This window comes from Bacillus sp. BPN334 (assembly GCF_008368885.1).
Classification (GTDB): Bacteria; Bacillota; Bacilli; order Bacillales; family Bacillaceae_G; genus Bacillus_A; species Bacillus_A wiedmannii.
On record NZ_QOZW01000006.1, the window covers coordinates 433,258 to 447,231 of the forward strand.

18 protein-coding genes are annotated in these 13,974 nt (G+C 34.4%); 13 read left to right on the forward strand and 5 right to left on the reverse strand.

From position 1 onward, the window contains the following. Positions 1-72: 72 nt before the first annotated feature. Together DN393_RS09335 and DN393_RS09340 are read left to right on the forward strand one after the other, a co-directional pair. Positions 73-1,290: an EAL domain-containing protein gene (locus DN393_RS09335; protein ID WP_046957433.1), complete on the forward strand. Its 1,218-nt coding sequence runs from the start codon at positions 73-75 to the stop codon at positions 1,288-1,290. 182 nt (positions 1,291-1,472) lie between these two features. Further along, positions 1,473-1,961: a DUF3993 domain-containing protein gene (locus tag DN393_RS09340; protein WP_046956444.1), complete on the forward strand. Its 489-nt coding sequence runs from the start codon at positions 1,473-1,475 to the stop codon at positions 1,959-1,961. 116 nt (positions 1,962-2,077) lie between these two features. On the opposite strand, the gene DN393_RS09345 is transcribed toward DN393_RS09340, so the two are convergent. Then, entirely contained in the window at positions 2,078-2,314 is a 237-nt protein-coding gene (locus tag DN393_RS09345; protein WP_000717880.1) for a glutaredoxin family protein, read from the reverse strand. Between the two features lie 233 nt (positions 2,315-2,547). Between DN393_RS09345 and DN393_RS09350 the strand changes: the two genes are divergently transcribed. The 10 genes from DN393_RS09350 (at position 2,548) to DN393_RS09390 (ending at position 9,539) form a co-directional block, all read left to right on the forward strand. Beyond that, positions 2,548-2,784, forward strand: coding sequence for a YkuJ family protein (locus tag DN393_RS09350; RefSeq protein ID WP_000055151.1), 237 nt, complete (start codon positions 2,548-2,550; stop codon positions 2,782-2,784). Between the two features lie 216 nt (positions 2,785-3,000). Then, positions 3,001-3,150, forward strand: coding sequence for a hypothetical protein (locus DN393_RS31500; RefSeq protein WP_064474939.1), 150 nt, complete (start codon positions 3,001-3,003; stop codon positions 3,148-3,150). A gap of 74 nt (positions 3,151-3,224) precedes the next feature. Then, positions 3,225-3,743, forward strand: coding sequence for a ribonuclease H-like YkuK family protein (locus tag DN393_RS09355; RefSeq protein ID WP_000896655.1), 519 nt, complete (start codon positions 3,225-3,227; stop codon positions 3,741-3,743). 108 nt (positions 3,744-3,851) lie between these two features. After that, positions 3,852-4,043: an antirepressor AbbA gene (abbA, locus tag DN393_RS09360; RefSeq protein ID WP_000817795.1), complete on the forward strand. Its 192-nt coding sequence runs from the start codon at positions 3,852-3,854 to the stop codon at positions 4,041-4,043. A gap of 170 nt (positions 4,044-4,213) precedes the next feature. Continuing rightward, positions 4,214-4,657 (forward strand): cyclic-di-AMP-binding protein CbpB, encoded by a 444-nt coding sequence (gene cbpB / locus DN393_RS09365; RefSeq protein WP_000623572.1) that lies wholly within the window; start codon positions 4,214-4,216, stop codon positions 4,655-4,657. Positions 4,658-4,798: 141 nt separating this feature from the next. Further along, complete coding sequence (locus DN393_RS09370) at positions 4,799-5,683, forward strand: LysR family transcriptional regulator (RefSeq protein WP_002008407.1); 885 nt, start codon at positions 4,799-4,801, stop codon at positions 5,681-5,683. A 71-nt stretch (positions 5,684-5,754) separates the two neighbouring features. Next, positions 5,755-6,477 carry a 2,3,4,5-tetrahydropyridine-2,6-dicarboxylate N-acetyltransferase gene (dapD, locus tag DN393_RS09375; protein ID WP_064474940.1) on the forward strand — a complete coding sequence of 241 codons (723 nt, stop codon included), beginning with the start codon at positions 5,755-5,757 and terminating at the stop codon, positions 6,475-6,477. Positions 6,478-6,538: 61 nt separating this feature from the next. Beyond that, positions 6,539-7,669, forward strand: coding sequence for an N-acetyldiaminopimelate deacetylase (locus DN393_RS09380; protein ID WP_088047240.1), 1,131 nt, complete (start codon positions 6,539-6,541; stop codon positions 7,667-7,669). A gap of 254 nt (positions 7,670-7,923) precedes the next feature. Continuing rightward, the gene (locus DN393_RS09385; RefSeq protein WP_046956446.1) at positions 7,924-8,790 is read left to right on the forward strand and encodes a hypothetical protein; all 867 of its coding nucleotides are present in this window, start codon (positions 7,924-7,926) and stop codon (positions 8,788-8,790) included. 83 nt (positions 8,791-8,873) lie between these two features. Beyond that, complete coding sequence (locus DN393_RS09390; RefSeq protein ID WP_000504032.1) at positions 8,874-9,539, forward strand: potassium channel family protein; 666 nt, start codon at positions 8,874-8,876, stop codon at positions 9,537-9,539. 38 nt (positions 9,540-9,577) lie between these two features. On the opposite strand, the gene rnjA is transcribed toward DN393_RS09390, so the two are convergent. Both rnjA and DN393_RS09400 read right to left on the reverse strand, forming a co-directional pair. Continuing rightward, positions 9,578-11,245, reverse strand: a complete 1,668-nt coding sequence (gene rnjA / locus DN393_RS09395; protein ID WP_000670370.1) for a ribonuclease J1 — start codon at positions 11,243-11,245, stop codon at positions 9,578-9,580. Positions 11,246-11,249: 4 nt separating this feature from the next. Beyond that, positions 11,250-11,462, reverse strand: coding sequence for a DNA-dependent RNA polymerase subunit epsilon (locus tag DN393_RS09400; protein ID WP_000576445.1), 213 nt, complete (start codon positions 11,460-11,462; stop codon positions 11,250-11,252). Between the two features lie 547 nt (positions 11,463-12,009). On the opposite strand from DN393_RS09400, the gene DN393_RS09410 reads away from it, so the two are divergent. Beyond that, entirely contained in the window at positions 12,010-12,783 is a 774-nt protein-coding gene (locus DN393_RS09410; protein ID WP_064474942.1) for a Cof-type HAD-IIB family hydrolase, read from the forward strand. A 58-nt stretch (positions 12,784-12,841) separates the two neighbouring features. Here the strand turns inward: DN393_RS09410 and def are convergent, their stop codons facing one another. Next, on the reverse strand, positions 12,842-13,396 hold the full coding sequence (def, locus tag DN393_RS09415; protein WP_016086516.1) for a peptide deformylase: 555 nt from the start codon (positions 13,394-13,396) through the stop codon (positions 12,842-12,844). Positions 13,397-13,561: 165 nt separating this feature from the next. Then, the gene (locus DN393_RS09420; RefSeq protein WP_000274561.1) at positions 13,562-13,708 is read right to left on the reverse strand and encodes a YjcZ family sporulation protein; all 147 of its coding nucleotides are present in this window, start codon (positions 13,706-13,708) and stop codon (positions 13,562-13,564) included. Positions 13,709-13,974 lie beyond the last annotated feature (266 nt).

Sequence of the window (13,974 nt, forward strand, 5' to 3'; positions counted from 1 at the left end):
TGAAGGGATTTTTTATTATTTTTCCGTAAATATCATGTTATAATTTTTGAAAAGTAAAGGGAGGGAAGCGCGTTGATAGATGCATTAGATGTAATGAGTAACTTGGATAAAGTCCTTCCTTATTATCAAGCTATTTTTAGTGCTGATGAGCATACTGTAATTGGATATGAAGTAGTAGGACGTATTCAAACAGAAGAGGGCATACAAAGTCTAGCTTCTTTCTTTCATGATGATTCTATTCCGAGTGAGTTTCAACTGGAAGCGGACAACATTATAGTAGAAAAAGCTTTAAATCGTTATTTAGAAAGTGATCAAAAATTATTATTATTTATACATCGGAATGCTAACGTATTAATGAACGATGATGATGAAAGTTTACTTCAACTTTTATTGATGTATGAAGAGCAAGGTTTAAATTTGAAACACATTGTTTTAGAAATTACAGAACATGAATGTCAAGAAGATATAGAGCAATTTAATCATTTGCTTATGTATTATCGTACATATGGTATTCAAATTTCGATTAATAAAGTCGGAACGGGTACAAGTAATTTAGAACGTATTAGCGTGTTAGCACCGGATATTTTAAAAGTAGATTTAACAAACTTAAGGCAAACTGCACTTTTACAATCTTATCAAGATATTTTATATTCTTTATCATTACTTGCTAGAAGAATTGGTGCAACATTGTTATATGAAGAAATAGATGCTTTTTATCAACTACAATATGCTTGGAAAAACGGTGGTAGATATTATCAAGGGAATTATTTGAAAGAGTGCTTACCTGATTTTATTGAAACGAACGTTTTGAAAGAACGACTTGGTAATGAGTGTCATCAATTTATTCAACATGAGAAGAAAAAGTTACAAAAGATTTATAATTTAACAGAAATGTTACGTGATCGAATTGGTGATGTTCTAGCCAAACAGAAAAAGAATGAAGATATAAATGATTGGTTATTACAATTTAGCCAAAGTGTATCACAGTGTAGTTTTCGCATATTTATTTGTAACGAAGATGGTTTCCAACAATCAGGAAACGTTATGAAAAAAGATGGGGAATGGATTGTGATGCCTGAGTATTATATGAAGAACTGGAGTTGGCGTCCGTATTTTCTAGAAAATATTATGAAAATGCGTTTTGAGAATAAGGCAAGACTTTCAGATTTATATGCTGATATTGAAACCGGTGAGATGGTACGAACATTTTCCTTCCCAATTGATGATGAAAACTTTTTATTTATAGATTTATCGTATGAATATTTATATGAAGAAGATGTTTTATTTTAATGCACGAAGAGATTCGTGCATTTTTTGTTTGTTTTTATCATAAATTGGTAATAGTGAAAATGGTGATGAAAATGCTGTCTATCGTTGTAAAGATTTTACGAACGAAACCACCCCTGTCTTTGCATAATCATTGTTACAATGAATACTACAAAGACAAGTTTTCTTAAAAGGAAGGTGAAAAAATGAGGAAATATGGAATATGGTTAGTTCTATTTGTATGCGTTGCCTTTCTAGTTGGTTATAGTGTCACAACTGTTTTAGGAAAAGAGGAAGCGAAAGTCGATCGGGAAGAAGTGTTTACAACGATACAAAAGGGCTATGAAACCCAATTTTCAATTCGTGGGAAGCATTTGCCGATGAATAAGATGATAGAAACGTTATCACCATATTTTACAGAGAATTTCCTTCAAGTATTTACAGATGAAAATAGTAGAAGTGATAAACAAAGTGGTGAATATTTACTTCCAGCAAAAGAAGCGCCGTTTTCTTTTCATTCAGAAACGAAAATGTCATATGATGAAGAGCATAAAATTTTATATGTATATGAGCGGGCGAAAAGTGGACAATATCAAATTGTAACATTGCAAAGAGATCAAGGGAAATGGAAATTGGCCGGATATCATGAAAGTCAAGAACTTTTAACTGAAATAAAACGATTACAACAATTATAAAGTGAAACTGTAATCGGTGGGGATGTTCATCTCTCACTGATTAATAGCTCGCACCAATCGGGCTATTACTGCCCACAAATAGTGGGATAAAAATAAGAATAGGTCTTTACCTATTCTTATTCAATATTGAGTAGCTGTTGTAATTTTTCAATTTGAAAACCAGCAACAACTTCTCCATCAATTACAACTGTTGGAGTTGAATACGAATCATAGTCGTATAAAAGACGATTGCGTGCAGCAGCGTCTTTTTTTACGTCAAACTCTTCATATACAACGTTATTATGCTTTAAAAATTCTTTCACAATGACACATGGCGGACAATCAGGTTGTGTGTAAACCTCAATTTTTTTCATTGTAATTCCTCCTTTTTTCTGTTTTTTATTATATTCTTCCAGTATAAAAATCGCAATAAAGAAGGGAAAAGATGTTCTTTCTGTTTTTTCCTTCGCATTTCGACAAATTTTTAGTTGAGTTTCTGGCCAATAACCTTTATCCTAGACTGTGGAACATTTTTTCTGTTATGACGGATAGAATGAGTATAGCTGTAAAACCTATTGGTAGGAAGATCAGAGAAAGGAGAGATTTCATGTCTCTACTCCAAGGAATTTTAACTCGACTTGTTAGTCTACAAGAACAAGCTGAAAGCGGTGAAGTAGCACAACGCTATTTTGAAGTGAACGGTGAGCGCAAATGTAGCGTGAAATTTTTCGATAAAAGTGAAATGTATGAGTTAGAAGTGTATCAACAAGGTGAAAAACCTCAAGTGTATCAATTCGATAATATCGATATGGTTGCAATTGAGATTTACGATATCATTTCTTGATACATATAAAAAAGGTGTTGCCATATGGCAACACCTTTTTTAGTTCTATTACTTTTTAGCATATAGGTATAGGGATTTTTCATTTTTCCTACAATGGTAATAAAGTGAAATTGTAATCAGTAGGGCTTCTTCGTCCTATACTGATTATTAGCCATCACCAATTGGGTGTTTACGGGTAGCAAATAGCGGGATAAAAATAACGAGGAGGTGTGTTGTATGGAACGTTTACCAGTTGTGGTTTGTCCTAAATGTCACAATTCTGCTGAGATTATTCATGTATTAACGGCTCAATCGAATCAAAATGTAATTTATACGTGCCAAGTTTGCCATTATGTAATTCGAAATATTGAAACGAATAAAGGGTAGGAAGTTATAATTTTTATTTTTGTCCCATACAATGAGAATACGAAAAGTCTGTCTAATTGAAAGGACGTGACTATGTGGCCGGTGAACATACATTTTATAATGTTTCAGAGAGACATTTAAATTTTGATATGGTCTTTAGCCGTATTTGCAGTTTCATTGAAAAGGATCCACGAAATTTATATCGCTTATCCATTGGGACAGACTCACAAGCACATCAAAAGGATACGAGGTTTATTACGGCAATTCATATTCATCGCGTTGGAAAAGGTGCCTGGGGGTGTTTACACCATAAATCAGTAAAAGATAAGCCAGCAACTTTACGTGAGAAAATATATTTAGAAACGCAGTTTAGCCAAGAAATTGCATGCCTATTTACTCCGAACCATATACAAACAATATGGGATTTATTGCATCCATATGCTCAAGAGGGAGCTGGATTTATAATGGAAATTCACTTGGATATCGGAAATGATGGGTTAACAAAAGAATTTATTCTAGATATGACAGCGAAAATTCAAGCGATGGGATTAACAGCAAAAATTAAGCCAGATGCTTATGCGGCGTTTAGTTATGCAAATCGATATACGAAATAAAAAACAATTTTTATATATCCTTCACTAAAAACTGAATATTACATCTATTAAATAGGTTGAAAATTATATATAATAAGAGTAACGATGCGAGTATAAGGAGAGGGGTATATGAAAAGGGAATTTGTTTTAACAGAAGAAGAAGAGAGTTTGTTACTAGATATTCTATTTCAGCAAAATTATGCGAGTGAAATTTTATCTGTGGAAATTACAGATATTGAGAATGGTTTAAAACAGACAGATGTGACGCAATATAAAAAAATCACAAGGTTATTTTACAGATTAAAAAATAAGGGGTATTAAGCGCTACCGGAATGGTAGTCTTTTTTTTGTGTTGTATGCTAAAATAGCTGTGTAATTTTGTTTTTATTGAAATAAAGTAGGGACAAAATAATGATATGAAAACGCTGTCATAAAATATGAATAGAATCGGTGATTAAAAGTAGGAAAAAGGGAAAATGGGGGGATGTAACATGATTAGTATTCCGAAAGACGAGTTTCAACAAATTTTTGTGAAAGATTTAATGATTTCATCAGAAAAAGTAGCACATGTCCAAATGGGGAATGGTTTAGAGCATGCTTTACTCGTTCTTGTGAAATCTGGATATTCGGCGATACCTGTTTTGGACCCGATGTATAAATTACATGGGTTAATTAGTACTGCCATGATTTTAGACGGTATGTTAGGGCTGGAACGTATTGAGTTTGAAAGACTTGACGAAATGAAAGTAGAACAGGTGATGAAGGAAGACATTCCGGTTCTTAAGTTAGAAGATTCGTTTGCAAAAGCTTTAGAAATGACAATTGATCATCCTTTTATTTGCGCTGTCAATGAAGATGGGTATTTTGAGGGGATTTTAACACGTCGGGCTATTTTAAAATTGTTGAATAAAAAAGTAAGGCAACATAATCGATAATGTGAGAAAAGTGACTTCATAGAAGCGGAGAAGTCACTTTTTTTCGTGCATATCAGTTGTGTATGTATTATATTTAAAAAGATAAAAAATATAAGAGTATATAGTTAAATTAAGGATGAAAAGCTTATTGAGATAAGGTGTATGGAAGCTAAGGAAAGAGGGAGAAAGTTGCAAATTGATGATTTTCAAATGATGGTTGTGTTAGCTCAGGAATCAAATATGAGAAAAGCGGCGGAACGTTTATTTGTTTCACAACCTGCGCTTAGTCAACGATTACAATCTATGGAGAAACAATGGGGAATGAAGTTTTTTATTCGCTCACAAAAAGGATTGACAATTACACCTGAAGGGGAAAAAGTCGCAAATTATGCAAAAGAAATGCTACAAAAGGAAGAGGATATTAAAAGTGAGCTAGCTGTTTTTAGAACAGAAACTCACGGAACGTTAAAAATAGCTGTTGCATCAGTTATTGGTCAATATTGGCTTCCTCCTGTTTTGAAGAAGTTTGTACATAAATACCCTTCTGTGAAAATATCGCTGTTTACTGGCTGGAGTAGTGAAGTGCAAAAGCAATTTTATGAAGGGGACGTTCATGTTGCTATATTGAGAGGAACACAAGAATATAAAGGTCAGAAGCAACAATTATTTGAAGATGAACTTTATTTAGTGGATAAAGAAATAAAAGATATTACAATGTTAAAAGAAACAAATAGACCATTTATTCAATTTAAAAGTGATTCGACTTATTATGGACAAATACAAAATTGGTGGTATGGTTTATTTTCTAATCCACCTAAGAGAACAATTGTGGTTGATCAAATTGAGACTTGCAAACAGCTCGTTTTAAATGGTATAGGTTATGCTCTTTTACCTTCTACTGTTTTAAAAGAAGTACAGGAAAATATGTATAAAACACCTGTTCAATTAACGAGAGAAACATGGTTATTGACGAGTGAATCGGCCAGACAATTGAAGCAAGTAAGGGCATTTTTAGAAATTATAGAAGAAATTCAAATGGAAAAATAGGATTATTATCTTGCTACTCGCTCTATCGTTTGGTAGAGTAACATTATAAATGGATTTAGGAGGCAACAAGAATGAAAATGATGGACGCTAACGAAATTATTTCGTTTATTCAAAAAAGTGAAAAGAAAACTCCTGTAAAGGTATACATAAAAGGGGATTTAAAAGAAGTAACATTCCCTGAAACGGTACAAGCATTTGTAAATAAAAAGTCTGGTGTATTATTTGGAGAATGGTCTGAAATTAAGACAATTCTTGATGGAAATAGCAAGCACATCGTTGATTACGTTGTTGAAAATGACCGTCGTAATTCTGCAATTCCAATGCTTGATTTAAAAGGTATTAAAGCTCGTATTGAGCCAGGCGCGATTATTCGTGATCACGTTGAAATCGGCGACAACGCTGTTATTATGATGAATGCAACAATTAATATCGGTGCTGTAATTGGTGAAGGTACTATGATTGACATGAACGCGGTACTTGGTGGACGTGCAACTGTTGGTAAGAACTGTCACGTAGGTGCAGGTGCAGTACTTGCAGGTGTTATTGAGCCGCCTTCAGCAAAACCAGTTATCGTTGAAGATGATGTTGTAATTGGTGCAAACGTAGTTGTGTTAGAGGGAGTTACAGTAGGTAAGGGTGCAGTTGTAGCAGCAGGAGCTGTTGTAACAGAAGATGTACCTCCATATACAGTTGTTGCCGGTACTCCAGCACGTGTAATTAAAGAGATTGATGAGAAGACAAAAGCAAAAACTGAAATTAAACAAGAGCTTCGTCAATTAAACCCAGAGAAATAAACACAAAAAAAGCGTAAGAGCATAACAGGCTCTTGCGCTTTTTATAGATAGAGGTGCAAAAATGGCAGTAAGCAAATTCGTTCAAATTCGTAGAGACTTACACAAAATACCGGAAATTGGATTTAAAGAGTGGAAAACACAACAGTATATTTTAGATTACATAGGAACGCTTTCGAATGAATATGTGGAAGTGAAAGTATGGAAAACAGGTGTCATTGTTAAAGTAAATGGAAAAAATCCAGAAAAAATTATCGGTTATCGCGCAGATATAGACGGTTTACCAATTACCGAAGAAACTGGATATGAGTTTGCTTCTATTCATGAAGGAATGATGCATGCATGTGGACATGATTTGCATACAACAATCGGTTTAGGCCTTCTAACAGCAGCTGTAACAGAAAGAATAGATGATGACCTTGTGTTTCTATTCCAACCAGCTGAAGAAGGACCAGGAGGGGCTCTTCCTATGTTAGAGAGTGAAGAGTTAAAAGAATGGAAGCCGAATATAATTCTTGGTCTTCATATTGCACCTGAATACGCTGTAGGAACAATTGCCACAAAAGAGGGGCTATTATTTGCAAATACATCAGAGTTATATGTTGATTTGAAAGGGAAAGGTGGACATGCAGCCTACCCGCATACTGCAAATGATATGATTGTAGCAGCAAGTCACCTTGTTACACAACTTCAATCTGTTATTAGTCGTAATGTGAATCCTCTTGATAGTGCAGTGATTACAATCGGAAAAATAACAGGTGGTACAGTTCAAAATATCATAGCAGAAAAGTCTCGGTTAGAAGGAACGATCCGAACGTTATCAGTGGAATCAATGAGGCGTGTTAAAAGTAGGATTGAGGCAATTGTTGCAGGTATAGAAGCTTCCTTCCAATGTGAAGCTGTTATTGACTATGGAGCGATGTATCATCAAGTATATAACCATGAAGTATTAACGAGAGAGTTTATGCAGTTTGTAAGTGAACAAACTGATATGAAGGTAATTACATGTACTGAGGCAATGACAGGGGAAGATTTTGGTTATATGCTTCAAGAGATTCCTGGATTTATGTTTTGGCTTGGGGTAAATTCAGAATATGGTTTACACCATGCGAAATTAAAACCAGATGAAGAGGTTATTGAGAAAGCTATCGCATTTTTAGATCAATATGTAAAGTGGAAAGGAACTAGAAAGTAAACTCGCTCGCCAACTTTGCAAAAACTTACAGCGGGTACTTGTTAGTTCCAAGACGAAAACATCTTTCATATTTGTTTTGGATACACACTGGCATACAAATGGATAAAGTAATGAGCAGCGGTTTTGAGCCGCTGCTCATTATTCATTATCGCTTATTGAGAAGATGATTAGTTAACTAGCTTATATATGTTTACATTTCGTGTAGAAAGTGTGTAAAATCAAGGTGAAACATAGAAAAAAGGGTGGGGAATTACGTGCAAATTAGCAGTGCAATGTTGTGTTTCGTCTTATATGCGTATGTTATTATTGCGGCGGTGTATTTTGGGATAAGTTTTTATGCCTACCGTTTAGTAGATAATCACGAATATGACGAAACATATAAATGGGTGAAAAGATATTTATCACCTGTATTAGAAATTATGAATGGGTTTGTGCTCTTTTTATTTATTGGATTAATTGCTTTCTCGACGAGTTTAGTAGGGAATAAAACGACATTATTTGTACTAGGTATCATTATTTTTATGTTGTTAGGGATACGGATTGGTAACACAGTGTTTTGGAATGAAAGAAAAGTAGATGGTTGGACTGGAATGTTAATCCCGTGTATGTTAGCGGCTATCGTGACAAACATAGAGCATGAGTATTATCAATTACATTTTTGGCTTATTATCGTTTTAACAATTCTTTCAGTTTTGTACATAAGTACGGTAGTACTCACATACATTGCACATGAAAAAGGTGATGTTAAAGGAACGCGCTTCTTTAGAGGGCGAGCATTATTTTGGAGTGTGCCAACGATGGCTGTTATAGGAATTATTGCGATATTAGTAAATGGATATCAATTTACTAATTGGCAACTGTTTTTAGAAAATTGGTGGATTTTCATTATTTCGTTTATCGCTTTTTTAGGTGCAACACATTATTTATTCCATCAACATCATTATATATTGGCATTGCTATTCGCATTTACACAACTATTATTTGCTTTCTTCGGACAAGAAACGTTATTATTCGTTTTTGAAACATTTAGTTCATTTGGAAATATATTTGTATTTGGTATGTTGATTTTCAGTATCGCATTTTATTTACAACAGTATTTTTATATGCAAAAACAAAAATAAGAATGATATACAGGTTTTTGTAGCAAATCTAAAGTATGTTACAATAAAAATACATAGTATTCGATGTTATTGGAGGAATTCCTGTGGGTGAAAAAGAGAAAGAATTTGCTGTCATTGGGCTTGGACGTTTTGGTGGAAGCATTTGCCGAGAACTCGCTCAATTAGGTATGGAAGTAATGGCAATTGATTCAGATGAGGATAAAATTAATGAGTTTGCAAATATAGCTTCACATGCTGTAATTGCAGATTCAACAGATGAGATGGTATTAAAAAGTCTTGGTATTCGTAATTTTGATCATGTAGTCGTTGCTATTGGAGATAATTTAAATTCAAGTATTTTAACAACATTAATTTTAAAAGAGTTAGGTGTAAAAAATATTACTGTAAAAGCTCAAAATGATTACCATGAAAAAGTGTTAAGTAAAATAGGGGCAGATCACATTGTGCACCCCGAGCGTGATATGGGAAAAAGGATTGCTAATAATATTGCATCAAGTAATGTATTAGACTATCTTGAGCTTTCAGATGAGCATAGTATTGTAGAGATTATTGCAAATAAAAAAATTGATGGTCATTCTTTAATCGAATTAGATATTCGTGCGAAGTTTGGATTGAATATTGTAGCGATTAAACGTGGTAAAGAAGTTATTGTATCTCCTCGAGCTACGGAAAATATTCAAGCGGGAGATATATTAATTGTAATTGGTCATGACGATGAAGTAGATCGTTTTAAACACTTTTTAAGATAAGAGAAAAGGACAATACCATGAAGGTATTGTCCTTTTTCTTATATTTCCATAATGATTGGTAAAATCATTGGGCGACGTTTCGTTTTCTCATATAGGAATGGTGCTAATGTGTCTGTAATTTCATTTTTAATTTCAGACCATTGTGTTGTTTTACGCTCCATTACTTTTTCTAAATGAGTTGTAATTAATGTTTGAGCATCATTAATTAAATCACTACTTTCGCGCATATACACGAAACCACGTGAGATAATATCAGGTCCTGCTGCAACTTTAAACTCTTTCATATCAATGCTTACAACTACAATAACAAGTCCTTCTTCAGAAAGAATACGACGATCGCGTAATACAATATTACCGATATCTCCAATACCATTTCCGTCAATATAGACAGATCCAGATGGTATTTTACCAGCTACGCTTGCTTCATCAGAACGAAGAGCAAGAACATCTCCATTATCCATGATGAAACAGTTTTCTTCTGGAATACCACAATCGTTTGCTAACTTCATATGCATACGTTGCATGCGGTATTCACCATGAATTGGCATGAAATACTTCGGTTTAATTAGACGAAGCATTAGTTTTTGTTCTTCTTGTCCACCGTGTCCACTCGTATGAATGTTTGACAGTTTTCCGTGGATTACATCAGCACCAGCACGATACAACATGTTAATTGTACGGCTTACACTAATTGTATTACCAGGGATTGGTGAAGAAGAGAAAACAACTGTGTCGCCAGGAATGATTTGAATTTGACGATGAGTACCATTAGCAATACGTGAAAGTGCTGCCATTGGCTCACCTTGACTACCTGTACATAAAATAACAACTTTATTAGCCGGTAGGCGGTTTAGTTGAGCTGTATCTATGAATGTATCCTTCGGACAGCGAATATAACCAAGGTTTTGTCCGATTTCAATCGCCGCTTCCATACTGCGACCGAACACAGCCACTTTACGATTGTTTTCAACAGCCGCTTCAACAACTTGTTGTAGACGATGGATATTTGATGCAAAGGTTGCAAAGATAATACGACCTTCTACTTTGCGGAAAATATCTTGAATACTATCACCAACACGGCGCTCAGACATTGTAAAGTTTGGAACTTCACTGTTTGTACTGTCAGATAAGAGACAAAGTACGCCGTCTTTTCCGATTTCAGCCATTTTTGTTAAGTCCGCTGGTTCACCGACTGGTGTGAAATCAAATTTGAAATCGCCAGTATGAACAACTTGCCCTTGAGGTGTTTTCACAACAACTCCGTATGAATCTGGGATACTGTGAGTTGTACGGAAGAAGGAAACAGATGTCTTTTTAAATTTAATAACATCATCTTCTTGAATTTCATAAAGTTTTGCTTTACGAAGTAATCCGTGCTCTTCTAATTTGTTTTTGATTAGTGCAATTGCTAATTTTCCGCCATAAATCGGGATGTTTACTTGACGTAATAAGTAAGGAATTCCACCGATATGATCTTCGTGACCATGTGTAATGAATAATCCTTTAATTTTATCTTCGTTTCGCACAAAATAAGTGTAATCTGGTATTACATAATCGATTCCGAGGAGTTCGTCTTCTGGAAATTTAATTCCAGCATCAATAATAATAATTTCATCTTGAAATTGAACAGCATATGTATTTTTACCGATTTCACCAAGTCCACCTAAAGCAAAAACGGCAGCTTGATCATTCTTTAGAAATTTCATATGACTATACGATTTCCGCTAATGTTAAATCAGCGTTTTCTTTTTCATATTCAAGATGAGCACCAGTAACAGACTGAACGAACTCGATATTATATGCGAACTTATTTAATTTCTTACGAACATCCTTTTCAGACGTAGCCTCTAAATATAAAACTTTTGTATTTTCACGTACTGGAACCTCAGTCAATTTTACTTGATAAAATACTTTAAAAATCATTTGGAAAACCTCTCCTTGTCTATGTTTTGCATTATCTGTTACTTATTATAAAGCAAACAGTCACGATTTTCATGTTTTTTCGAATGAGAATGAAGAAAAAGCCCGAAATGGGCACAATTTAAGCGATTGTCTTTTTACGGACTAGATCTTTTAAATAACGCTTGAGCTTTTTCTTCAGCTTCTTCAGCATGATTACTCCTTCCTTTCCTTATTTAAAACATGCATATTACTAGTGAAAACTCCGTCTCTGATATAAGAAAGAAGACAAAAGTGAATGTTGAATCTTGTCCTTTCTCATACAGGGAAAGTTATTCTATAGTAACGATTAGTAGCCGTTAGTTATAGGTATAGTATGAGAAAGAATAGAAAAGAAAATTCATACGAACAAGTATCCACATTTTTTACTAATATATATATGCAGGTTTCATAAATAAGGTCAGAAAGTGAACGCTTTCTTCACAGATGTTTAATATGTTATACTTTTTTTTAGAATTTGAAAAGCGATAATCAAAATAGGAATATAGAGTAACAGAAAGGATTTTGACAAATGAATGATAAAATTGTCTTTTTTGATATTGACGGAACATTATTAGATCACGATAAGAAGATTCCGCAATCTACACGAGATGCAGTAAGACATTTACAAGAGAAAGGTGTGCATGTAGCAATTGCAACAGGACGTGCGCCATTTATGTTTGAGGATATACGTGAGGAACTCAATATACATAATTATGTTAGCTTTAATGGACAGTACGTTGTATTTGAAGATGAGGTAATATTTAATAACCCGTTACATCCAGCTGCCTTACATAAGTTTACTCAGTTTGCAAAACAAGAAGGATATCCACTTGTATATCTGGATCATCAAGAAATGAGAGCATCAGTAGAATATCATGATTATGTGAAAGAAGGTTTTGGAAGCTTAAACTTTGAACATCCGGCATATGAACCTGATTTTTATGAGAAGCGTAATATTTATCAAACTCTGCTTTTCTGTGAAGTGAATGAAGAGGAAAAGTTTATTAATCAGTATCCAGACTTTCATTTCATTCGCTGGCATGCGTATTCAATGGATATTATTCCAAATGGTGGTTCGAAGGCAAAAGGAATTGAGAAATTCATTGAAAAATTAGGATTTAACCGTGAACAAGTGTATGCATTTGGAGATGGCTTAAATGATTTAGAAATGATCGAAGCAGTTGGGACAGGTATTGTGATGGGGAATGGTCACGAAGACTTGAAAAAACTTGCAAATTATGTGACAAAGGATGTTAGTGAAGACGGCATATATCATGGCTTAAAATGGGCTGGATTGCTATAAGTGAATATGGAACCCATTTCATATAAAAAAGGCGGAAGATTAACTTCCGCCTTTTTTATTATCGCTCTAGAGGTTTTGAATCATCAGGAGCAGCAAATGGATTTTCTTTATTAATGTGGTCATAGAACATAACACCATTTAAATGGTCAATCTCATGCTGAAATACGATTGCTGGTAAACCTTTTAAACGTAATTTTACTTCTTCGCCGTTGATAGATGTTGCTTTCACTGTAATTCTTGTGTAACGAGGGACATAACCAGGTACTTCGCGGTCTACTGATAGACAGCCTTCCCCGCTTTGTAAATATGTACGTTCAACAGAATGACTAATGATTTTTGGGTTGAATAATGCATGACTATATAACGTACCGTCCGTATCAGTTACATGAACCGCAATCATTTTCTTTGAAATACCGATTTGTGGAGCTGCTAATCCGATTCCAGGGCGTAAACTATATTTTTCAGCCATTTCAGGATCTTGGCTATTTATTACAAATTCAATCATTTCTTTAAGGGTAGTTGTATCTTCTTCGCTCGCCGGCATTGAAACCTCTTCTGCAACGTTTCGCAAAATAGGATCTCCTTCGCGAATTACATCTTTCATTGTAAGCATATGTAATCTCTCCTTTCTTCTTTAGTCTACCAAAGGAGATGGAAAAAGTCATCGACAAGTAGGGAAGCGCTTTGGAAAGCGTTCTACTATAGAATATTTATGTATGTAATAAAAAGAAAAGACGGCAAAGCCGTCTGTTTCTTTCCATAGTTGTTTCATTTTACATTAGCGAATGCAAGCAGCACCAACGATAATTAAAAGAATAAACAACACAACGATTAAGGCGAAGCCGCGTCCAGACCCGCCACAAGAACCGCCATAACCGTAGGAAGGATTTGAACAAGTTGGATAGCAATATGAGTATCCGTACATGAGATGACCTCCTTTATCATTTCCCGCTAACACTGCGGTTACTATAATGTATGGAGGGAAGGATAGAAATGTATGGGTAATTACCTATAAAAGGAAGAAGAGTTTGTATATTTTTGCTAAGAAGAGAGAAAAACTAAAGAGAATTAAATCGTTTACATATTATTCTAAGAGAAAAAATAAGTTGAAAAGGGAATAATATAACAGTAGGTTAATGCTTACTAATACAGATGTGAAAAATAAAAACACGTTTGTGTAGAAGAAACCTG